19 protein-coding genes are annotated in these 21,215 nt (G+C 56.6%); 10 read left to right on the top strand and 9 right to left on the bottom strand.

Annotated elements, in window-relative coordinates; genetic code table 11:
• Positions 1-192: 192 nt before the first annotated feature.
• Positions 193-819: a uracil phosphoribosyltransferase gene (upp, locus tag J5069_RS17040; protein ID WP_195314718.1), complete on the bottom strand. Its 627-nt coding sequence runs from the start codon at positions 817-819 to the stop codon at positions 193-195.
• 318 nt (positions 820-1,137) lie between these two features.
• Between upp and purM the strand changes: the two genes are divergently transcribed.
• The 6 genes from purM to J5069_RS17010 all read left to right on the top strand — a co-directional run bounded on the left by purM (position 1,138) and on the right by J5069_RS17010 (position 7,577).
• Positions 1,138-2,175 (top strand): phosphoribosylformylglycinamidine cyclo-ligase, encoded by a 1,038-nt coding sequence (gene purM, locus J5069_RS17035; protein WP_264624191.1) that lies wholly within the window; start codon positions 1,138-1,140, stop codon positions 2,173-2,175.
• Positions 2,175-2,813: a phosphoribosylglycinamide formyltransferase gene (gene purN / locus J5069_RS17030; RefSeq protein ID WP_264644990.1), complete on the top strand. Its 639-nt coding sequence runs from the start codon at positions 2,175-2,177 to the stop codon at positions 2,811-2,813. Before purM ends, purN begins: the two co-directional genes overlap by 1 nt.
• A gap of 208 nt (positions 2,814-3,021) precedes the next feature.
• Positions 3,022-4,146, top strand: a complete 1,125-nt coding sequence (locus J5069_RS17025) for an ABC transporter substrate-binding protein (protein WP_264644989.1) — start codon at positions 3,022-3,024, stop codon at positions 4,144-4,146.
• Positions 4,136-6,256, top strand: coding sequence for a TonB-dependent siderophore receptor (locus tag J5069_RS17020; RefSeq protein WP_264644988.1), 2,121 nt, complete (start codon positions 4,136-4,138; stop codon positions 6,254-6,256). The genes J5069_RS17025 and J5069_RS17020 overlap by 11 nt, the downstream gene beginning before the upstream one ends.
• Positions 6,257-6,391: 135 nt before the next feature.
• Positions 6,392-6,967 (top strand): spermidine N1-acetyltransferase, encoded by a 576-nt coding sequence (gene speG / locus J5069_RS17015; protein WP_264644987.1) that lies wholly within the window; start codon positions 6,392-6,394, stop codon positions 6,965-6,967.
• Positions 6,968-7,226: 259 nt separating this feature from the next.
• Positions 7,227-7,577 (top strand): hypothetical protein, encoded by a 351-nt coding sequence (locus tag J5069_RS17010; protein WP_264628857.1) that lies wholly within the window; start codon positions 7,227-7,229, stop codon positions 7,575-7,577.
• Between the two features lie 129 nt (positions 7,578-7,706).
• Here J5069_RS17010 and ybbP read toward each other — a convergent pair whose 3' ends face one another.
• On the bottom strand, positions 7,707-10,136 hold the full coding sequence (gene ybbP / locus J5069_RS17005) for a putative ABC transporter permease subunit YbbP (RefSeq protein WP_264644986.1): 2,430 nt from the start codon (positions 10,134-10,136) through the stop codon (positions 7,707-7,709).
• Positions 10,133-10,852 (bottom strand): putative ABC transporter ATP-binding protein YbbA, encoded by a 720-nt coding sequence (gene ybbA / locus J5069_RS17000; protein WP_264644985.1) that lies wholly within the window; start codon positions 10,850-10,852, stop codon positions 10,133-10,135. Before ybbA ends, ybbP begins: the two co-directional genes overlap by 4 nt.
• Between ybbA and tesA the strand changes: the two genes are divergently transcribed.
• The 3 genes from tesA to J5069_RS16985 all read left to right on the top strand — a co-directional run bounded on the left by tesA (position 10,790) and on the right by J5069_RS16985 (position 13,439).
• A complete protein-coding gene (gene tesA, locus J5069_RS16995; protein ID WP_413542253.1) occupies positions 10,790-11,455 on the top strand; it encodes a multifunctional acyl-CoA thioesterase I/protease I/lysophospholipase L1 in 666 nt (221 codons plus the stop codon). The two genes, ybbA and tesA, sit on opposite strands and share 63 nt — an antisense overlap.
• 71 nt (positions 11,456-11,526) lie before the next feature.
• On the top strand, positions 11,527-12,303 hold the full coding sequence (locus J5069_RS16990; protein ID WP_264644983.1) for an SDR family oxidoreductase: 777 nt from the start codon (positions 11,527-11,529) through the stop codon (positions 12,301-12,303).
• 257 nt (positions 12,304-12,560) lie between these two features.
• A complete protein-coding gene (locus J5069_RS16985; protein WP_264644982.1) occupies positions 12,561-13,439 on the top strand; it encodes a co-chaperone YbbN in 879 nt (292 codons plus the stop codon).
• 324 nt (positions 13,440-13,763) lie between these two features.
• Here J5069_RS16985 and J5069_RS16980 read toward each other — a convergent pair whose 3' ends face one another.
• On the bottom strand, positions 13,764-14,960 hold the full coding sequence (locus tag J5069_RS16980; protein ID WP_264644981.1) for a nicotinamide mononucleotide deamidase-related protein YfaY: 1,197 nt from the start codon (positions 14,958-14,960) through the stop codon (positions 13,764-13,766).
• 206 nt (positions 14,961-15,166) lie between these two features.
• Between J5069_RS16980 and tyrP the strand changes: the two genes are divergently transcribed.
• Positions 15,167-16,375 carry a tyrosine transporter TyrP gene (tyrP, locus tag J5069_RS16975; RefSeq protein ID WP_264644980.1) on the top strand — a complete coding sequence of 403 codons (1,209 nt, stop codon included), beginning with the start codon at positions 15,167-15,169 and terminating at the stop codon, positions 16,373-16,375.
• Positions 16,376-16,462: 87 nt separating this feature from the next.
• Here tyrP and J5069_RS16970 read toward each other — a convergent pair whose 3' ends face one another.
• The 5 genes from J5069_RS16970 to menH form a co-directional block, all read right to left on the bottom strand.
• Positions 16,463-17,005 carry a YfaZ family protein gene (locus J5069_RS16970; RefSeq protein ID WP_264644979.1) on the bottom strand — a complete coding sequence of 181 codons (543 nt, stop codon included), beginning with the start codon at positions 17,003-17,005 and terminating at the stop codon, positions 16,463-16,465.
• A gap of 128 nt (positions 17,006-17,133) precedes the next feature.
• Positions 17,134-18,540, bottom strand: a complete 1,407-nt coding sequence (gene menE, locus J5069_RS16965; RefSeq protein ID WP_264644978.1) for an o-succinylbenzoate--CoA ligase — start codon at positions 18,538-18,540, stop codon at positions 17,134-17,136.
• Positions 18,528-19,502, bottom strand: coding sequence for an o-succinylbenzoate synthase (gene menC, locus J5069_RS16960; protein WP_264644977.1), 975 nt, complete (start codon positions 19,500-19,502; stop codon positions 18,528-18,530). Before menC ends, menE begins: the two co-directional genes overlap by 13 nt.
• Positions 19,502-20,359: a 1,4-dihydroxy-2-naphthoyl-CoA synthase gene (gene menB / locus J5069_RS16955; RefSeq protein WP_264644976.1), complete on the bottom strand. Its 858-nt coding sequence runs from the start codon at positions 20,357-20,359 to the stop codon at positions 19,502-19,504. Before menB ends, menC begins: the two co-directional genes overlap by 1 nt.
• 51 nt (positions 20,360-20,410) lie before the next feature.
• On the bottom strand, positions 20,411-21,214 hold the full coding sequence (menH, locus tag J5069_RS16950; RefSeq protein WP_264644975.1) for a 2-succinyl-6-hydroxy-2,4-cyclohexadiene-1-carboxylate synthase: 804 nt from the start codon (positions 21,212-21,214) through the stop codon (positions 20,411-20,413).
• Position 21,215: the final 1 nt, after the last annotated feature.

Here is a 21,215-nt window from a genome sequence, read left to right as displayed (position 1 = left end):
AGTCACTTGATGTTGTGGGTAGCCGGTTGGTCCAGCCTCATTATCACAGCCCAGCCGCCCCCACGCGTCACCACGTAGGGAAGCGAGGCTGATTATAAAAATCGTGCGAAACCTGGGTGAAAAACCGCCATGGATTTTGCGCGGCGAAACCGGCGCAAAAAAAAGCCGACTTACTCAGTCGGCTGATACGGCTTATTTAGTACCAAAGAGCTTATCGCCCGCGTCACCCAGACCCGGCATGATGTAGCCATGCTCATTGAGCCCCTTGTCGACGGAAGCGGTGTACAGCTCAACGTCAGGGTGCGCTTTTTCCAACGCGGCAATCCCTTCCGGTGCAGCCACCAGCACCAATACCTTGATACTCTGGCAACCCGCTTTCTTCAGCAGATCGATAGTGGCAATCATCGAACCACCGGTCGCCAGCATCGGATCCACCACCAGCGCCATACGCTCATCAATGTTGGAGACCAGTTTCTGGAAATAAGGCACCGGCTCCAGCGTCTCTTCGTTGCGGTACATGCCCACCACGCTGATGCGCGCGCTCGGTACGTTTTCCAGCACGCCTTCCATCATGCCCAGACCTGCACGCAGGATCGGCACCACGGTAATTTTTTTGCCTTTGATCTGATCGACTTCCACCGGACCGCACCAGCCTTCGATGGTTACTTTCTCTGTGGCCAGATCGGCAGTGGCTTCATAGGTCAATAAGCTGCCGACTTCGGATGCCAGTTCACGAAAGCGTTTTGTACTTATATCGTTTTCACGCATCAGGCCAAGCTTATGTTTGACGAGCGGGTGTTTAACCTCGACGACCTTCATTCTATTCCCCCTATAGAAAGTGGACGGATATCCTCACGACGCAGAATCGGTGCGCCGAGGGCGGACATGGCAGCCCATCATAAAAAAAATCGCGGGATTATACCGCTTTTTTGCTTAAGCGCTACAGGTTATAGCCTGATCCAGATCAACCGGGCAGGGAAATTCTCATTGAACAGGAAAAATGCAAAGCAGGCAACACACCACTCGCAAACGATTGCTCTCGCTGTTAGAATTAGCGCGCTTCGATAGGGGTAGATCCACCAGGCTGGATATGCTCACTATCTCACCACCAATTGTATTCTCCGTGGGGACTCCGCAGTGACCGACAAAACCTCTCTTAGCTACAAAGACGCAGGCGTGGATATTGATGCTGGCAACGCATTGGTAGACCGTATTAAAGGCGTAGTGAAACAAACCCGCCGTCCTGAAGTGATGGGCGGTCTGGGCGGTTTCGGTGCCCTGTGCGCCTTGCCCCAAAAATACCGTGAACCGGTTCTGGTTTCCGGTACTGACGGGGTCGGCACCAAACTGCGTCTTGCCATGGATCTGAAACGCCACGACACCATCGGTATCGATCTGGTGGCCATGTGTGTCAACGATCTGGTAGTTCAAGGGGCCGAGCCGCTGTTCTTCCTGGATTACTACGCCACGGGGAAACTGGATGTCGATACCGCCGCCAGCGTGATCACCGGTATTGCCGAAGGGTGCAAGCAGTCAGGCTGCGCGCTGGTCGGCGGCGAAACCGCTGAAATGCCCGGCATGTACCACGGCGAGGATTACGATGTCGCCGGTTTTTGCGTCGGTGTTGTTGAAAAATCAGAGATCATCGACGGAAGTAAAGTGCAGGCAGGTGATACCCTGATAGCACTGGCAGCCAGTGGCCCGCACTCTAACGGCTATTCACTGGTACGTAAGATTCTTGAGGTGAGCAAAACCGATCCGGAACAGACGACGCTTGAAGGCAAGTCATTGGCCGATCATCTGTTGGCACCGACCAAGATCTACGTTAAATCTATTCTGGCGCTGATTGAAAAAGTAGATGTACACGCGATTGCTCACCTGACCGGTGGCGGTTTCTGGGAAAATATCCCACGCGTGCTGCCAGAAGGCATGCAGGCCAACATTGATGAATCCAGCTGGCAGTGGCCCGCCGTGTTCAACTGGCTGCAACAGACGGGCAACGTCAGCCGTCACGAAATGTACCGTACTTTTAACTGCGGTGTGGGTATGATTATCGCACTGCCTGCTGAACAGGCAGAGGAAGCCGTGGCATTCCTCAATAGCCAGGGTGAAACCGCATGGAAAATTGGCGTTATTCAACCCGCTAACGCCGGAGACGCAGTGGTCATTAATTAATGAAAAACATCGTTGTCTTGCTCTCAGGTCAAGGAAGCAACTTGCAGGCGTTGATTGACGCCTGCGCGCGCAAGCGCGTCAAAGCAAATATCGCAGCCGTGTTCAGCAACAATCCAGAAGCCTATGGTCTGGTGCTGGCGCAAGAAGCCGAGATTCCGGCCCATGTCATCGACCCGCAAGGGTTTGCTGACCGAGCCGCCTTTGACGCCGCAATGGCAGAAGAGATGGCGCAATACCAGCCGGACCTGGTGGTACTGGCGGGTTATATGCGCATCCTCAGCCCGGAATTCGTTGCGCTGTTTGCAGGCAAAATGCTGAATATCCATCCGTCTCTGCTGCCCAAGTATCCGGGTCTGCACACCCATCGCAAAGCGCTGGAAAAGGGCGATAAGGAACATGGCACCTCGGTCCACTTCGTGACTGACGAACTGGACGGTGGCCCCCTGATTCTGCAAGCCAAGGTCCCGGTGTTTGGTGATGATACGGAAGAAGCGCTTGCGGCTCGGGTACAAACTCAGGAACACACCATCTATCCGCTGGTGGTGAACTGGTTTGCCGAAGGTCGTCTTAAAATGCGCGAGGGCGAAGCCTGGCTTGACGGCGTGCGTATTCCCAAACAGGGTTACGCTGCCGAATAACGATAATCCCCCTTGACGTTCAGGCGGTAGCGCCCTACCGCCCTGAAAGTTCCCATTGATCGACACTTTATTTATTTACAAAATAATTACCATCCTAATGATATAAAACAACATTATCTTTTTGTCGCACTTTCCCCACCTTAGTATTATTGATAATCACTCTCATACTCATTAACTTCCCCTGCTCGATTTTATGCAGAGGGCGAATATGCGTGCGTTATTCCTGACCAAAGCGTTACTGGTCATGCTGTTGTTGGCGAACACCACCGCCTGGGGAAAGACCGTTACCGACCTGCTGGGACGCCAGGTAGCCATTCCCGATAATCCTTCACGTCTTTTTCTTGGTGAAAGCCGGTTGCTCTATACCCTTGCGTTGCTGGAACCCGGCAATCCGGCACAGCGAGTGGTCGGCTGGCCCGGCGATCTGGCGCGTTACGATGCGCAAAGCTGGGAAAAATACACCGCTGCGTTTCCTGCCATTGCACAAATCCCACGCCTTGGCGATGGGGGACCGCGTACGCTGAATGCCGAAGCCATTCTGCCGTTAAAACCCGATCTGGTTATCCTGCCGCGTCTGGCTAAAACCTCGGCGGAGGATGAGGCGCTACAGCAAACGCTTGAACGCGCAGGCATCCCGGTGATTTATGTCGATCTGCGCGTTGAATTGTTGAAAAACACCCTGCCCAGCGTCCGTTTACTCGGCGAGGTGCTAAACCGCACTGAGCGTGCTGCCGCATTCAGCGCGTTCTATCAGCAGCATATGGATGCCATTTCGCAACGGCTGGCGCACTATCACGGGCAAAAGCCTACCGTGATGCTGCACCTGCATCTGGGCCGCCGCGATACCTGCTGTACCACAGCGGTCGGTGGCAATCTCGGTGAACTGTTAACCTTTGCGGGTGGCGATAACATTGCGGCCGACAGCATTCAGCGCGTCTACGGTGAACTCAACCCGGAAAAAGTGCTGGCAGCCAACCCGGATGTCTACATCGCCACCGGCATGGCAGGGCCAGAAGGAAAACGTTTCTCAACATTGATGCTGGGCCCGGATGTTTCCGAGCAGCAAGCGCAAAACAGTTTTACCACCCTGCTACAACAAGAACCCATTCTGTCACACCTGCACGCCGTGCAGCAGGGGCGCGCCTGGAGTATGTGGCACAACTTCTACCTGAGCCCGTATCACGTGGTGATGGTGGAGATGTTTGCCAAAGCGCTCTACCCCGATCTGTTTGCCGATCTGCAACCGCAAGACACCTTAAAACAACTCTACCAACAATTCTTACCTATTGAATTTTCAGGGACATTCTGGAGTCACATCGCACATGAACGCTAATTTTATCCGTCGCGGCTGGCCACTTATCGCGCTGTTGCCACTGGGTTCGCACGCTGCCTCATCGAGCGCGCAGGAAGACACCGTGGTGGTCACCCAATCTGACCGCGCTACCGCGGATACAGACAGCAGCTATCAACCGCACAAAAGCGTAACCGGCACACGCACCGAAGCACGTCTGCTGGACGTGCCGCAGGCAGTTAACGTTGTGCCACCGCAGGTGTTACGCGATCAGGCGGCACGCACGCTGGACGAAGCGCTGTACAGCATCAGCGGTATTACCCAAGCCAACACGCTCGGGGGTACGCAGGATGCGGTGATAAAACGTGGGTTTGGCGACAACCGCGATGGCTCGCTGTTTCGCGATGGCATTCGTTCGATTCAGGCCCGCAATTTCACCCCCACCAGCGAGCGCGTTGAAGTCCTCAAAGGCCCCGCCTCGATGCTGTACGGCATGGGTGAACCCGGCGGCGTGATCAACATCATCAGCAAAAAACCGGAACTGGTTCAAAAAACCCATATCGAAGGCTGGCAGAGCAGTTTTAACGGGGGCGGCGGTCAGGTGGATGTCACCGGCCCACTGGGGGACAACGGTTTGGCTTACCGCATGCTGGTCGATCACGACGAAACCGATTACTGGCGCAATTTTGGCCGCAAGCGCCAAACCACCGTGGCGCCGTCAGTGATGTGGTATGGCGATGACACCACGGTGCGCCTTGCCTATGAACATCAGGAATACCTGACGCCGTTCGATCGCGGCACCATCATCAATCCTAACACCGGCAAGCCGGTCAATACGCCGCGCGATCGCCGCTTTGATGAACATTACAACGCCACGCGCGGCGATCAGGACACCGTGACGCTCCAGATGGAGCGGACGCTCAACGATCGCTGGAAAAGCAACCTCGCCTACTCTTATGCACGTAACCGCTATAGCGACAATCAGGCGCGCGCCACCAAATTCAACGCGGCGACCGGAATACTGACCCGTCAGGCGGATGCCACAGCTGACGCACGCAGTCAGGCGCAAATCGTTCAATTGACCCTGAACGGCGACGTAGACTGGGGACGCATCAACCATCAACTGCTGTTTGGCGTTGACTATGAAGCCGATCGTACCTTCCGTGGCGACATGATCCGTGGCACGGCGGCCTCCGGCTTCAACATTTACAACCCGGTCTACGGCACACTGCCCGCTTCCACCACGGTCAGCGCCAAAGACAGCGATCAGCGTGAAAATATCGACAGCACCGGCTTTTTCGTGCAAGACACCCTGCGCCTGAACGAACGCTGGCAATTGCTGGGCGGGTTACGCTACGACAGCTTTGATGTCATGGCAGGCAAAGGCCGCCCGTTCGTCGCCAACACCGACGGCTCCTACCACCGTTTGGTTCCGCGCACCGGCGTTATCTACAGCCTGACACCAAACAGTTCACTCTACGCCAGCTACAGCGAATCGTTCAAACCCAACTCGTCCATTGCCACTCAAATTGGCGCACTTCCTCCGGAACTGGGCCGTTCGTATGAAGTGGGCACCAAAATCGATCTGCCGGACCGTATCACCGCCAACCTGGCGCTGTTCGATATCGTAAAACGTAACGTGATGGTGGATGAAACCATCGGCAATGAAACGGTGACGCGCACCTCAGGCAAAGTACGCTCACAGGGCATTGAGCTGGATATGGCCGGTAAGCTTACCGACTCGCTGAGCCTGATCGGTAGCTACGCCTTCACCGAGGCGCGCGTGGTTGCCGATCCGAAAAACAACGGCAACGAAATGACCAACGCCGCCCGCCACACTGCCGCGCTGTTTCTGACGCAAGATTTCGGATCGCTTGGCTGGCATGCCGGAGACGACCTGCGCGCAGGTGCCGGTGCGCGCTACGTGGGTCGCCGCGCGGGAGATGCAGCCAACAGTTTCTATGTCGATGATTACACCGTTGCTGACGCCTTCGTTGCCTATACCGTGCCGTTTAACGGCTACAAGGTGAAATGGCAGATGAACGTGAAGAATCTGTTTGATAAAACCTACTATCCGTCCAGCGGCAACAACCTGCGAGTGGCGGTGGGTGAACCACGTCAGGTACTGCTGCGCGCCAGCGTAGATTTTTAATCCTGCCATGCCGCGCCCTGTGATCTTAACCATAAGGGCGCGCTCCTTTCCCTCCCCTCACAAACGGTGGTTCTGAGAACAAAGCACGCTATACTCATCCTGTTGCCATGTGGCAAACATGTAATGGGAGGAACCATGTCTGGCGCGAGCAATATCGTGCGTTTACGGCCTCTGGAACGAGAGGATCTCAATTTTGTCCATCAGTTGGATAACAATGCCAGCGTGATGCGTTATTGGTTCGAAGAGCCCTATGAGGCCTTTGTGGAATTGTGCGATCTCTACGACAAGCACATTCACGACCAAAGCGAGCGGCGCTTTATCATCGCGTTTGAAAAAAATCGGGTAGGTCTGGTCGAACTGGTGGAAATCAACCATATCCACCGCCGTGCTGAATTCCAGATTATTATCGACCCCGCCCATCAAGGGCGTGGCTACGCCAGCGCCGCCGCCAAGCTGGCGATGGATTACGGGTTTTCCGTGCTGAACCTGTACAAGCTGTACCTGATTGTGGATAAAGAGAACACCAAGGCTATCCACATTTATGCCAAGCTGGGTTTCGAAGTCGAGGCCGAACTGCGCCACGAGTTTTTTATTAACGGCGAATACCGGAATACCATTCGCATGTGCATTTTCCAGCACCAGTATATGGAACGGTACAAGGCGAACGCGACAGCAGAAAAGCCGTCACCGGAAGCAGATATCACGCGTTGATATTTAATCGCATTCAAAATACTTAAACAGTCGGTTATATTTAAATTGAATATAATCGACTATTAACAAACACATATAATCAGTTAACTCCCACAGAACATACATTGTAAGGGAAATACAGCCATGCGTTTCCTTATGAACAACATAACAAAACCACTTCATATCTCTTAAGAAAATACCACAGATAAAAAAAAGCGTTTCCTGGCTCTTAACTGACCGCGATACAAATTACTCTATGAGCTCAACTAAGGAGATAGTTATGTTATCAGCGACAGCAGTTAAAACATCTTCCCCTACAGTCGTCATTGATTTCAACTCTGAAAGTCATTTAAGTAACCATTCACCCTACAACATACTGAAGAGAATATTAAATATCAAACACTCATCCCTGAACTCCGTATCTCTATCTCAAGGCAAGAATAAGGATGAGCAAAAAATAAATATCAGCGTCACAAACATGATTAACTCAAATCTATTTTCAGTATCAAAAACAAAAACGATCAGCCTCAGTGCGCCTAGTATTCAAAGTATTCTATTAACACCTTCAAAAGGTGATAATAATAAAACGAGATTGGAGGTGAGTCTGATCGGTAAGGGACCTTCCGACTGAGCCGATGTACTTTGGGTTGACGTCATCCCCGCGAGAATAACCTGCACTTCTCTTAAGGATGGCGTCATCATTCACTGTAAACGTGTCAGCGCAACGGATACCACTATTCCGTCTCAATGACCCAACTCGCTACCCGGCAAACTGCCGAAATAACGCTTTACCACTTAATAACCGCAGTCCCAGCCAGCCGCCGCACAGCGACAGCAGCAAGGCCGCACTGAGTGGCAGCGCTCCCCACATCACCACATTAGGCTCCCAGGGGAAATCAAACACTTTGCGTTGCAGCAGCCACAGCGCCACTTCCGCGCCAATAGCGGCCGCTACGCCCGACATCAGGCCCAGCGCTGCAAACTCACACCACAGGGTGCCACGCAGCAAGCGACGCCCAGCCCCCAGCGTGCGATAAACCATCAACTCCTGACGCCGCTGGCGCATGCCAACCTGAATTTGCGCCAACAGCAGCAGCACGCCGCAGAACAACACCAGCACCACCATCACTTCCAGCGCGCGACTCACCTGCTGCAATACCTGACCAATCTGGCGCAGCATCGTGCCCACATCCAGCACGCTGACCGTGGGGAATTGGCGATTAAGCTGCACGACAAGCTTGTCGTCACCGTCGTGGCGGAAACTGGTCAGCAACGATTGCGGCTGCGTATCCAGCGCGCCGGGCGGGAAAATAAAGAAGAAATTCGGTCGCAAACTTTCCCAATCCACGCGCCGGAAGCTGGTCACCGTGGCGCTAAAAGGCTGCGTGTCGCCAGTGAAGGTCAGGGTGTCACCGAGCTTAATGCCCATCTCCTGTGCTTCATTCGCCTCCATCGAGACTTCCCCCGCTTTCGGCGCTTGCCCGGCCGTCAGCACATTGTGATCCGGCAACCCCTCCATCCAGGTCAGGTTCAGTTCGCGGTTAACCGTATTAGCACCCGGATCGTTTTCGTGGATACGCTCGGTCGCCACCTGACCGTTGATAGCCGTCAGGCGCGCCCGAATGATCGGATAAAATGATTCTGGCTTCACCGCGTGCTGCTCAAGGAAGGTTTTCAGTGGTGCCGCCTGAGAGGGTGCGATATTCAGCAAGAAATAGTTGGGGCTTTCCGGCGGCAGTTGACGCTGCCAACGCTCCAACAAATCACCACGCATCACCAGCAATAACGCCAGCAACATAAACGACAGGGAAAAGGCCGCCAGTTGGCTCAAGGTGGACCACGGCTGGCGTAACAGGCGATTGACTGCCAGACGCAGCGGCAGATGCTTGACCGTCAGGCGGCGCAACACTATCAACCCGCCCCAGCCGACAATGCCCAGCAACAGCGCCAGCACCGCCGTACCGCCAAGCAACGCCCACAGCAACATGCCACCGCCAGAGAGCAGCGCCAGCCCAGCCACCACAATCAGCGCCACCGCAGGCAGATAGTAACGCAACGGCCAGACGTTCGCCGTGATATCCTGACGCAGCACCCGCAGCGGCTGGGTTGCCAGCAGCAGGCGGTAAGGACGTAACCCCACCAGCAGCGAAATCACCACCAGCGACCCCAATGCCCATACCCACGGCCACAACCCCGCCGCAGGCAACGCCGTGGGCAGCACCGGCGCTAACAAACGCGTGAGTATCGCTTCAAAACCTAACCCCACCAGACTGCCGCACAGGCCAGCCAACGCCAGCACCGACACCCATTGTCCAACAATCAAACGCCGCAGCGCACGTTTGTCCGCCCCCAGGGTTTTGAGTACCGCCACCAAATCGTAGCGGCTGCGGCAATAGTGCCCCATGGCAACGGCCACCGCCGCAACGGACAACAGCAGCGTCAACAGCGCCGACAGCAGTAAAAACTGCTGCGAACGTTGCAGGGATTTACTTAATGCCCCGTCGCTGTCTTCCATGCCGTACCAGCGCTGATCCGGTTTTAGCAGCGGCTTGATAAAATCGCTGAACAGCGCGATACGCGCTTCATCACCGGCAAACATATAGCGCCAGGTAATGCGTCCGCCCGGCTGTATCGCTCCGGTTTTTTCCACATCGGCGCGGCTCATCAACACGCGCGGTGCAGTATCAAACGGGTTAAACCCTTCGTCCGGCTCCTGAATCAGTTCCCCGGCGATGCGCAGCGTGGTATCGCCCACATCGAGGTTATCCCCGACATTCAGACCCAGCAATGCCAGCAGTCGCGGAGCCACCAATACCGAGCCAGGAACCGGGTGCAACCCTTCCGGACGCGTCTGGAGCTGGCCGTAGAGCGGGTAGCGATCGTCCGCCGCCTTGACGCGCGCCAACTGCGCTTGTTCGCCGGCATAGGTCATGGTCATGAACGACACCTGACGACTGACCGCCAACCCTTGTTGCTGTGCCGTTTGCAGCCAATCCTCATCGACCGGACGCGCGGCGCGCAGCACGCGATCGCCGGCCAGAAAATCACGGCTCTGCTGACTTAGCCCTTTCTCCATGCGATCGCTGATATTGCCCAACGCCAGCACGCACGCCACCGCCAGCGTTAACGCCAGCCACACGATCAGCAGCGATGGAGATCGCCACTCCCGCCAAAACCAGCGCCAGATCATGCCACCTCCTGCAATTTGCCGTCCAACAGCCGCAAACGCCGTTCGCAGCGTGCTGCCAACTGCTCATCGTGGGTAACCAGAATCAGCGTGGTGGCATAATCACGATTGAGTGAAAACAACAGATCCACAATGCGTTCGCCGGTTTTGCGATCCAGATTGCCGGTCGGTTCATCCGCAAACAGCACGCGGGGCCGTCCGCTAAAGGCGCGCGCAATGGCGACACGCTGTTGCTCACCGCCGGATAACTGCGCGGGCAAATGGTGCAAGCGCTCGCCCAATCCCAACTGACGCAGCAACTGTTCTGCCTGCGCACGGCTTTGTGCATCACTTTCACCGCGCAACAGCGCGGGCAGTTGCACGTTCTCCAGCGCATTCAGCGTCGGCACTAACATAAACGCCTGAAACACAAATCCGACATCGCGGGCACGCAGCACAGCGCGCCCATCTTCATCCAGGGCACCCAACGATTCGCCGAGCAGTTTGACATCACCTTCACTGCCGTCATCCAGCCCAGCGAGTATTCCCAGCAACGTCGATTTCCCTGAACCGGACTCACCGATCAGCGCAATCGACTGCGCGGGTTTGACAACCAGCTCAACTCCGGTGAGGATGGAAAGCCGATGTTCACCCTGACCGACGTGCTTACTTAAATGATGAACTTCCAGAATATTTTCCGCCGACGCGGTGGCTGCCGAAGAGACGCCATTCAAAGACATATCTACATCCTTTTGCTGCTGGGATTACTCAGCGCCCGCGCATTTGCTGCGGAAACGCTCCTGGTATTGGGAGACAGCCTGAGCGCGGGCTATCGCATGCCCGCCGCTTCCGCCTGGCCCGCCCTGCTCAATGAGCACTGGCAAAAAGCGAGCCCTGACGGCATAAAAATCGTTAACGCCAGCATCAGCGGCGATACCGCTTCACAAGGGCTGGCGCGTTTACCGGCACTGCTGCAACAACATCAGCCACGCTGGGTACTGATCGAAATGGGCGGCAATGATGGCCTGCGCGGCTTTCCCCCACCAACCATCGAACAGGACCTGACCACCATCATCAATCAGGTGAAAACGGCCAATGCACAGCCTTTGCTGATGCAAATCCGCCTGCCTGCCAACTACGGTCAGCGCTACACCACGACGTTCAGCGCCATTTACCCGCGACTGGCGCAGCAATTTTCCATCCCGCTGGTGCCGTTCTTTATGGAACAGGTTTATCTTAAGCCGGAATGGATGCAAGACGATGGTATCCACCCTACGCGCGAAGCGCAGCCGTTTATTGCCGACTGGATGGCAAAACAGCTTAAACCGTTAGTGAATCTGTGACCGCTTATTTGCGTCTCATTGCTAGTTAACCATGACTCTTGAAAAATAGGGCTTTTTACTTAGGTAAAGTTATGCAAAAAACGGTTTTGATTACCGGTTGCTCCAGCGGCATTGGCCTGATTGCGGCATTGGACTTACGCCAACGCGGCTATCGCGTGTTGGCCGCCTGCCGCCGCACCGAGGATGTGCAGCGCATGAACACGTTGGGGCTTGAAGGCATTGCGCTCGATCTGGACGATCCTGACAGCGTGGAGGCGGCGGCCGAGCAGGTTATCGCACTGACCGGCAATCGACTATACGGGCTGTTTAATAACGCCGGCTATGGGGTTTATGGCCCGCTGAACACTATTTCGCGTCAGCAACTCGAACAGCAGTTTGCCAGCAACCTGTTCGGCACGCACCAGTTGACGCTACGTTTGCTGCCCGCCATGCTACCGCACGGCGAAGGACGCATTATTCAGACCAGCTCCGTGATGGGGTTTGTCGCCACGCCGGGGCGCGGTGCCTATGCGGCCAGCAAATACGCGCTGGAAGCCTGGTCGGACACACTGCGCATGGAACTGCACGGCAGCGGTCTGCAGGTCAGCCTGATTGAACCCGGTCCTATCGCCACGCGCTTTACCGATAATGTATCGCAAATGCAGGCGGAAGCGCCCGTTACCAATCCCGGCATTGCCCGGCGTTTTACCCTGCCGCCTGAGGCGATACTGCCCAAATTGCGTCATGCGCTGGAAAGCCCGCGCCCCAAACTGCGCTATCCGGTAACGCTGGTAGCACACGCGCTTACCGTACTGCGTCGCCTGTTACCTGCCCGCTGGCTGGATGGGATATTGCGTACCCGTTCTTGATTAACGGCATATACTATTGACCCATAGTCATCACGATTCCGCCGACAGTTCGGTGGAACGATGAACAGTACAACCGCTTGAAATGGCGTTATTCGCCCCCATTTATACCCTAAATAATTCGCGTTGCAGGAAGGCAGCAAGTGAGTGAATCCCGATGAGCTTACTTAGGTAAGTGATTCGGGTGAGCGAACGCAGCCAACACACCTGCAACGTGAAGTATGACGGGTATATCCCTGAAACGGATGAGAGAGATTGCCATGCTAGATCCCAATGCCAACACCGCCCATTACGCGAGCGTGATGGATGTTAACGAGACCAACCTGCATCAGTTGTTGGAGCAATCCACGCAACTGCCGGTGCTGTTTTATTTCTGGTCAGAACGCAGTCAACACTGCCAGACGCTCACGCCGGTGCTGCACAAACTGGCACAGGAATATGCCGGTCAGTTTATTCTGGCGCAGGTTGATTGTGATGCAGAACAGCGCGTGGCGGCGCAGTTTGGTTTGCGCGCCATTCCGACGGTTTATCTGTTTAAAGACGGTCAACCGCTGGACGGTTTCCAGGGCCCGCAGCCAGAAGAAGCGATCCGCGATCTGCTGCAACGGGTATTGCCGCGCGAAGAAGAGCTGAAAGTGGCAGAAGCGCAGCAGCGTATTCAGGAAGGCGATCTCCCGGCGGCGCTGACGTTGCTTAAAGATGCCTGGCAACTGAGCCAGCAGCGTAGCGATATCGGCCTGATGCTGGCCGAAGTGCAGATTCAACTGAACCGCAGCGACGATGCGCAAGCGGTACTGGACACCATCCCGTTGCAGGATCAGGATACGCGTTATCACAGTCTGGTGGCACAGATTGAACTACTCAAGCAAGCCGCCGACACGCCAGAAATTCAGCAGCTACAACAGCAACTCGCTGCGGATCCGACCAATGCGGAACTGGCAGTGAAACTGGCGTTGCAGTTGCATCAGGTAGGACGCAACGAAGAAGCGCTGGAAAGCCTGATGGTGATGCTGAAAAAAGATCTGGCCGCCGCCGATGGCAACGCGCGTAAAACCATGATGGATATTTTGGCCGCGCTAGGGACCGGTGATGCGCTTGCATCGCGCTACAGACGCCAACTTTACGCGCTATTATATTAATCCTCTGTCTGTTATGCGCTTTTAGGGTTTTGAACTCCCGCGTCCAATGATGCTGAGCAATAAGGGGACGCCAGGATGAGCCGCAAGGATGCGGCGAAAGCGCCTGCCGTGCCGGGAGCACGTCAGGCGCGGTCCGTCCGGCGACCCCGTTTGCGAAGGTACCGCGCAGCGGCATCATTGCGCAAAAAGCGCGGGGTCGAGGGGTGTGGGCGACTGCACACCCCTCGTCGGGCGCGTGCTACGCCGTTAGCAGAGAAACACGGTAATATTCGCGCACGAAAACAAGCCAATCAGTGGCATAAATCGCTTTTGCACCCAGGGTGCCTACCCTAATGTTTCCACCACCGTGATCCAACCATGCCCACCGTACGGTGACCAACCATTCAGCCAGCGGCGCAGCATGTTCATCGCCAGCATGGCGACCACCTCCTGATGGGTTTGCAGGCTGTAGCGCGTCACATTGAACGAAATCGCCTGGGCAAAGGTGCCTTCCGGGGTGTGCAATGCAAGGGATAAACGATCGTCCTGACGATCGCTCACCACCAGCGCCAACGAAGACTGATGCTCGTCAGCCAGGCGATTTGCCACCTCCGCCAGCACGGTCAACGAGGCAAACGGCGTCTGTGACCACAGCGCACCGCCGTTAAGCGGCACCTGTGCGGCATTCAGTTGCCAATGGAGCAGACCAGCGGTAAATGACTCACCGACCGCCAACGTCAAGCCTTTCTCGGACAGGCGCTGCGCCAGTTGGGCCGGTAAACCTTGCGTTCCTTCGAACAAGGCGTTTTCACCCGCCACCGAGCGCACCGTCTCCCACGCCGCTTCCATCGCGGCTCGCTGCGATGCCGGGCCGGTCAGTTTCAATTCAATGATCGGCATGGAGGAGCGATAGCCCAGCACCACCCCTTCCGGCAGCGGCAGGCTGTCGAGCTGGTTTGCCAAATCGCTCTCTGAGCGACCAAAAGTGGTCAAGCGCAGGCACAACGGCGCAGCGGCCACAGAAAAACGCTCACGCAGGCGCGGCACAATCTGCTCATCCACCATCCGTTTAAATTCCGACGGTACGCCGGGCGTAAAGAACATCAGGCAACGGTTCAGCGTTAACATAAAGCCACAGGCTGTCCCTATCGGGTTATCCACCACCTCGGCACTGGTAGGAATCTGCGCCTGTTTACGGTTGCTCGGGGCCATTACCCGGCCGCGCTCAGTGAAAAACGCCTCCATGCGCGCAATCCACTCAGGATGTTCTACCAGCCCTTCCCCTGCCGCCGTTGCGGCTGCCAGCGCGCTTAGATCATCGCTGGTTGGCCCCAGGCCACCGTTCACGATCAGCACATCAGCAATCTGGCTACGTTGCGTCAGCGCCGCTACCAGTTCTTCCAGCTTGTCACCTACCGTCATACGGCTGGTCATCGGTATACCTTGTTCAAACAGGTAATCCGCCAACCAGGCCGCGTTAGTATCCAGAATCTGTCCGTGGAGCACTTCGTCTCCGGTACACAACATCTCCACCCTCAGCATGTGCTACTCCTGTGTTTTTCTTTCACTGTAAAAATTCCCTCGCAGAAAGACAATCGCTGCGCTCATCGCCGCCCACTTTTTGTGAAAGCGCCTAAATCGTAACGCCAACTTTACAGCCGTCGTAACGGCGTTTTGACATACTTTACGGAATACTCTAGTCTGCGCAGCCATAAGAAAAAGAGATACCATCACGCTCAGGAGAAAGGGTGAAAAATCGTACATTTGGCAGCATATTTATCGTTGCAGGCACCACCATTGGCGCGGGTATGCTCGCCATGCCGTTGGCAACCTCCGGCGTAGGTTTTAGCGTCACCTTCGCTATCTTGTTAAGCCTGTGGCTGTTGATGTGCTACAGCGCGTTATTACTGGTCGAAGTCTATCAATATCAGCCGTCCCACACCGGTTTGGGCACGCTGGCTAAAATTTATCTGGGTCAGTGGGGCCAATGGCTCACGGGCTTCAGCATGCTGTTTTTGATGTATGCCCTCACCGCCGCCTATATCAGTGGCGCAGGCGAACTGCTGGCAAGCAGCTTGCACCAGTGGAGTGGCTACGCGCTCCCATCGTCTGCGGGTATTTTGCTGTTTACCCTATTAGCGGGCAGCGTGGTGTGCATTGGTACCACGTCGGTAGATTTCTTTAACCGTCTGTTGTTCAGCGGAAAATTGCTGATGCTGCTGGTCATGCTGGGGATAATGATGCCGCACGTCGAAAAGCAGAACCTGCTGACGCTTCCGCTGCAACAGGGGCTCACGCTCTCCGCACTGCCTGTGGTACTGACCTCGTTTGGTTTTCACGGCAGCATTCCCAGCATTGTGCATTACATGGGGGGAGACAGTCGCAAGCTGCGCCGCATCTTTATCATCGGCAGCGCCATCCCGCTGTTTGTGTATCTGTTCTGGCAACTGGCAACGCTTGGCGCGCTGAGTGGCAACACCTTCACGGCGATCCTGGCGCAGCAAGCTGGTCTGAATGGGCTGATGCAAGCGATCCGAACGTTGGTGGCCTCTCCCCACGTAGAGGTTGCGGTACACCTTTTCGCCGATTTGGCGCTGGCGACCTCCTTCCTTGGCGTGGCGCTTGGCCTGTTTGACTATCTGGCCGATTTGTTCAAACGCCAGAACAATGCCCGTGGACGGCTACAAACCGGTGCACTGACGTTTCTGCCGCCGCTGATTTTTGCGCTGTTCTATCCGCAAGGATTTGTCATGGCGCTGGGGTATGCCGCCATTGCGCTCGCGGTGCTGGCGTTGTTAATGCCGGCGCTGCTCAGTTGGCGCGTGCGGCAACAACATCCGGTGGGAAGATCGACGCCGGGCGGTACACCGGCGCTGCTGCTGGTGTTTTTATGCGGCATCGGCATTATTGCCATCCAGTGCGCCATGGCGAGTGGCTGGCTGCCAACGGTGGGCTAATAGCCTATCCCATTAGGGCTAAACACCGCCCAACAAAAACGGGTGTCGCTCAGCGAACACCCGTTTTTTATGGTGCTACGCGTTGGCTTAGAAATTAAAGCCAGCGCCCAGATAGAACGTATCGGCCACTTTGTTATCAGAGCGACCACTTTCGCCACCGATATTGATGTAACGGTAGCCAAGATCCAGGTTCAGCGGACGCAATACCTGCCAGCGCACGCCACCTTTTGCTTCCACATAGTGATCGATATGGCTGGAGAACGCATCCGGCGCATAATACCCTTCACCATACAGGGAGAAATAGCGGTTGATCGGGAACTGCAACCCACCGCCCAGCGCCACACCATAACCATCGGTCGCGTGTTGCTGGTTCAAATAGAGCGCTTTGCCGCCCACTGTCAGTGATAGCGCGCCCAGCGGCAGCGTATAACCAAGCCCGAAACCGTACACGTCGTTGTTATCTTTACCGTGACCGTAACTGACGTTAGCGCCGAGACCAGGAACGCCCAGACCAAAGCCCGCATTCGCGCCCGCATAGTCATCGCCCGCTTCCCCGGAAAGGCTGATAGCCTGAGCCGTCGCTGTTGCCAGCAGCAGGCTGCCTGCCAGGGCAATCGCAATCTTTTTCATTGTGTTTATCCTTAAATCGATCATTAAACGCTACCAAGACATCGCATCTGAGGGATTTTACCTGAATCAGCCCCAGTGACCAGCAACAAATTGCATTAATATCATCAACGAACGCGTAAAAAAAGCGCTTAATTCGCGCCATTGCGATAGATTTTTTCCGCCCAGGCTTGCACCTGAACCCGCGCAATTTTGATGCCGCCGCCGTGTAATTCGGCGGGCAACGCGTAGTAGGCGACCGGACGTTGAAAGCCCGCCAACTGCGGCGTGAGCCAGTCGCGGATCGCCGCGAGCGTCACGTCGGGGGAGACGTCTATTACGGCCACCGGACGCTGACCGAATTCGGCATCCGGCACCGGCACCACGCAAGCCTGTTTAACCTTCGGATGCGCCAGCAGCAGCGCTTCAATATTTTCCGGCTGAATGCCTTCACCGCCGCTGAAGAACTGATTGTCCAACCGCCCCAGCACGTGCCACTCATGGTGTTGGAATACGCCGCTGTCGCGCGTATGAAACCAGCCGTTGCTGTCGGTGAGCGGCAACAATGCACCGTCGCGCCAGTATCCTGCGGCCATGCTGTCGCCACGCAGCAGAATCTCGCCGTCCTGCACGTCGATTTCACGCGCCAGTAAAGGAAGACCGACGCCAGCTCGGCCATCAGCCCGTTTGGCACAGACCGTTGAGGCCATTTCCGTCATGCCATAGCCGCACCAGCAACGAATGCCTCGCGCCTCAGCCTGCTGGGTCAATTCCAGCGGAATCGCCGCACCGCCGAGCAACACGGCGCGTAACGAATCAGGCAAGGTGTCTTGCGCCAATAAACGCCACAACTGTGTTGGCACCAATGAGGCGTATGAGCAATCCTGCAACGCGAGCTCCAACGGTTGCGCACTGCGCAGCACCAGCCGCGCTCCCGCCGTCAGCCAGCGCCAGACAATGCCCTGCCCCGAGACGTGAAACAACGGCAGCGACAACAGCCAACTGTCCTGTGCCGTAAAGGCCATCAGTTCAACAACGCCTTGCGCACTGGCAATATGAGCGGAGAAAGCATGCGCCGCCGCCTTCGGCAGCCCGCTGGAACCGGAGGTCAGCGTCAGAGTAGCCAGGCGAGAAGCCTGCCATTCAGGTGATGGTCGCGCTGACGGCGTCTCGGCGGTGACATTATTGGGATAGTGCAGTTGATTGAAGGGCGTTAAGGGTTCATCTTCAGCGGGTGCGACAGAAAGAAAATGCGTCACGCCAAGCGATGGCAACAGCGTGGACAGCAGCGACGCCGGCAATTGCGGATTGAGCGGCAACACCCGCGCGCCACATTGCAGCAACGCCAGATAGCTGAACAGCATCGCGGCACTGTTTTTCCCACGCAGTGCCACGATATCGTCAGGGTTAACCCCTTGCCGGGAAAACGCTGCGGCAAGCGCAGCGCAGTGCGAGGACAGCTGTTGCCAACTCCACGCCTGCGCCTCCACCGTTAGCGCAAACGCCTGCGGTTTACGCGCAGCCCAATGTCGCCAGGGCCAATCCGTTATGCCTGCCATACCTTATCCAGTGATTCCAACGATTGCAGCGGCAGCACACTGTCCGGCCAGGCGCGTACCACCTGTCCCTGCATCAGATCCAGCGTATCCAGGCCGGGAACAACGTTCGGCGTCAACCACTGGGCGATGCGCGCCAACTGCGTCAGCCCCAGACTCGACTCAATGCTGGAGCTGATTACCGCCGTCAAACCGGCCTGATGCGCCTCACGCACCAACTGCTCACAGCGTGTCAGGCTGCCCACCAGCGTCGGTTTGATGATAATGGCGCTCACGCCGGGTTCGGCCTGCACGCGAAAATCCGCCTCACGCACGCTCTCATCCCAGGCGATAGCAATACCGGTGTCACGGGCAAACGCGCGGGACTCTTCACGGGTTTTGCACGGCTCTTCAAGAAACGCGATGCGTGAGCGCAATTCCGGTGCCACATAGCGCGCAAAACCGTCAGCTTTGGCGCGCGTCCAACTGCGATTGGCATCCAAACGCAGCGTCAAATCCGGCAGCGCTTCCAGCAGCACGTTGACGATCATGCCATCGCGCACCGCTTCGTACAGCCCTACCTTGATTTTCGCCACTTTGTCGCCCGGCATGCCTTGCAGCAGCGCAAACAGCTCATCCGGATCGCCGCTGCACAGCGGCGCTTTGCGGTAATCGGCAGCCAGCGGCAAGCGCGCGTCGCACTCGGCCAGCGCACAGCTTAGCCCGAACGCTACCGACGGTGGCAATCCGGCGTCGTCCGGCGTGTCTCCCGTTTGCCACTGTGTCAGCGCGGCACACAGGGCAGCCTGCGCTTGCGGCAGCGTTTCCTGACTGAATTCCGGCAACGGGGCAACGTCGCCCCAGCCTTGGTGCGCGCCATCGCGCAAATGCAGGATCAGCCCCTCGCGGGTCTTTAGCCGCTGATTGCGCAACACCACGCCTGCGTCCATCGGAACGCTATAGCGATAAACCGATGCGCTACGCATTATGGATTACGCTTGAACTTGCTGAAGTCAGGCTGGCGTTTTTCGTTGAAGGCGTTACGGCCTTCCTGCCCTTCTTCCGTCATGTAGAACAACATGGTCGCGTTGCCAGCCAGTTCCTGAAGCCCTGCCTGACCGTCGCAATCGGCATTGAGCGCCGCTTTCAGGCAGCGCAGCGCCATCGGGCTGTTTTGCAGCATTTCGCGGCACCAGCGCACCGTTTCTTTCTCCAGGGAAGCCAACGGCACAACGGTGTTGACCAGTCCCATATCCAGCGCCTGAGCCGCATCGTATTGGCGGCACAGGAACCAGATTTCACGCGCCTTCTTCTGACCGACGATACGCGCCATGTAAGAAGCGCCCCACCCGCCGTCAAAGGAACCGACGCGCGGACCGGTTTGCCCGAAAATCGCGTTTTCTGCCGCAATGGTCAGATCGCACATCATGTGCAGTACATGACCACCACCGATAGAGTAACCCGCAACCATCGCCACCACCGGTTTCGGACAGGTACGGATCTGACGCTGGAAATCCAGCACGTTGAGGTGATGAACGCCGCTGTCATCCTGATAACCGCCGTAATCGCCGCGCACTTTCTGATCGCCACCGGAACAGAACGCTTTGTCACCGGCACCGGTAAGAATAATCACGCCGACGCCGTCGTCATAGCGGGCATTTTCCAGCGCCTGGAGCATCTCTTTTACCGTCAGCGGACGGAACGCGTTGCGCACCTGCGGGCGGTTAATGGTGATTTTGGCAATGCCGTCCGTCGATTTGTGGTAGAGAATATCGACAAAATCACCGCTGCAATCGTGCCATTCAACCGGGGCATACAGCAGTTCTTCACTCGGATAAAGCATGGTGTTCCTTCCTTCATAGGGTGCCAGGGCGCTACCGTGGCAGAGAGAGAATCAGCCCTGCGCCTGTGCGGCGTCGGGCAAAGAGATAAACCTACGTATCTGTTGCGCATAGCCTGCCGGGTTGGCACGGTGCGCATTGTGGCCCGCCCGCGCAACCGACAGCAGCGGCAAGCGGTATGTCTGGGCAATAGCCTGAAATTTTTGATCCTGCGCGCCGCACAGATACCCAAAGGGTAAACCGCTGCGGCGCACCGCATCCAATAACCACGGTTGCCGGCCGAGCGAGGTGGCTTCCAGCATATCAGCCACGGCGACGGCATCGTTGTTGCTGCGCAATGACACTAACGTCTGGCGCGACTCATCATCCAAATCGGCAAATACGCCCTGACGATACCAGTCAGCAAGCACCACGGATAAGGGTTCGCGGCGAAAACGCTGCGCCCAGCGCGCATCGTGCTCCACGCGTGCCTGACGTTCTGTGTCATCCATCAGCCCTGGGTTGCCGCCTTCCACCAACAGGCCACGCAATCCCGCCGCTGCGTCCCCCGCGACGGAGGCCGCGAAATCCATCGCGATACGCCCGCCGAGCGAATAGCCAATCAGCCAGTAATGATGGATACCCTGCGCGCGCAGCGTCAGCGCTAACTGCTGGCGCATCTCGCTGAAATCACGGACAGGCACGCACGTCGAAGCACCATGCCCCGGTAAATCCACTTGCAGAATGGGCCACTCTGGCAGCAACGGGCACAGCGCCTGCCAGTCATCACCGCGACCCAGCAACCCGTGCAACAGCACCAGCCAGGGCGTCTCGGGCGAAACATCGGGAGGCGCAATACGCAGGCAGTGCAAGCTCATG

The sequence above is a fragment of the Candidatus Symbiopectobacterium sp. NZEC127 genome (assembly GCF_025962675.1).
In the GTDB taxonomy this organism is placed as follows: Bacteria; Pseudomonadota; Gammaproteobacteria; order Enterobacterales; family Enterobacteriaceae; genus Symbiopectobacterium.
Note: the sequence above shows the minus strand (reverse complement) of the source record. Positions and strands in the feature narration are given on the sequence as shown.

Excerpts from the sequence above, each read along its gene's own strand:
- upp (WP_195314718.1), bottom strand. The coding sequence starts at position 819 with ATGAAGGTCGTCGAGGTTAAACACCCGCTCGTCAAACATAAGCTTGGC.
- purN (WP_264644990.1), top strand. The coding sequence starts at position 2,175 with ATGAAAAACATCGTTGTCTTGCTCTCAGGTCAAGGAAGCAACTTGCAG.
- J5069_RS17025 (WP_264644989.1), top strand. The coding sequence starts at position 3,022 with ATGCGTGCGTTATTCCTGACCAAAGCGTTACTGGTCATGCTGTTGTTG.
- J5069_RS17020 (WP_264644988.1), top strand. The coding sequence starts at position 4,136 with ATGAACGCTAATTTTATCCGTCGCGGCTGGCCACTTATCGCGCTGTTG.
- speG (WP_264644987.1), top strand. The coding sequence starts at position 6,392 with ATGTCTGGCGCGAGCAATATCGTGCGTTTACGGCCTCTGGAACGAGAG.
- J5069_RS17010 (WP_264628857.1), top strand. The coding sequence starts at position 7,227 with ATGTTATCAGCGACAGCAGTTAAAACATCTTCCCCTACAGTCGTCATT.
- ybbP (WP_264644986.1), bottom strand. The coding sequence starts at position 10,136 with ATGATCTGGCGCTGGTTTTGGCGGGAGTGGCGATCTCCATCGCTGCTG.
- tesA (WP_413542253.1), top strand. The coding sequence starts at position 10,790 with ATGAACTTCCAGAATATTTTCCGCCGACGCGGTGGCTGCCGAAGAGAC.
- ybbA (WP_264644985.1), bottom strand. The coding sequence starts at position 10,852 with ATGTCTTTGAATGGCGTCTCTTCGGCAGCCACCGCGTCGGCGGAAAAT.
- J5069_RS16990 (WP_264644983.1), top strand. The coding sequence starts at position 11,527 with ATGCAAAAAACGGTTTTGATTACCGGTTGCTCCAGCGGCATTGGCCTG.
- J5069_RS16985 (WP_264644982.1), top strand. The coding sequence starts at position 12,561 with ATGCTAGATCCCAATGCCAACACCGCCCATTACGCGAGCGTGATGGAT.
- J5069_RS16980 (WP_264644981.1), bottom strand. The coding sequence starts at position 14,960 with ATGCTGAGGGTGGAGATGTTGTGTACCGGAGACGAAGTGCTCCACGGA.
- J5069_RS16970 (WP_264644979.1), bottom strand. The coding sequence starts at position 17,005 with ATGAAAAAGATTGCGATTGCCCTGGCAGGCAGCCTGCTGCTGGCAACA.
- menE (WP_264644978.1), bottom strand. The coding sequence starts at position 18,540 with ATGGCAGGCATAACGGATTGGCCCTGGCGACATTGGGCTGCGCGTAAA.
- menC (WP_264644977.1), bottom strand. The coding sequence starts at position 19,502 with ATGCGTAGCGCATCGGTTTATCGCTATAGCGTTCCGATGGACGCAGGC.
- menB (WP_264644976.1), bottom strand. The coding sequence starts at position 20,359 with ATGCTTTATCCGAGTGAAGAACTGCTGTATGCCCCGGTTGAATGGCAC.
- menH (WP_264644975.1), bottom strand. The coding sequence starts at position 21,214 with ATGAGCTTGCACTGCCTGCGTATTGCGCCTCCCGATGTTTCGCCCGAG.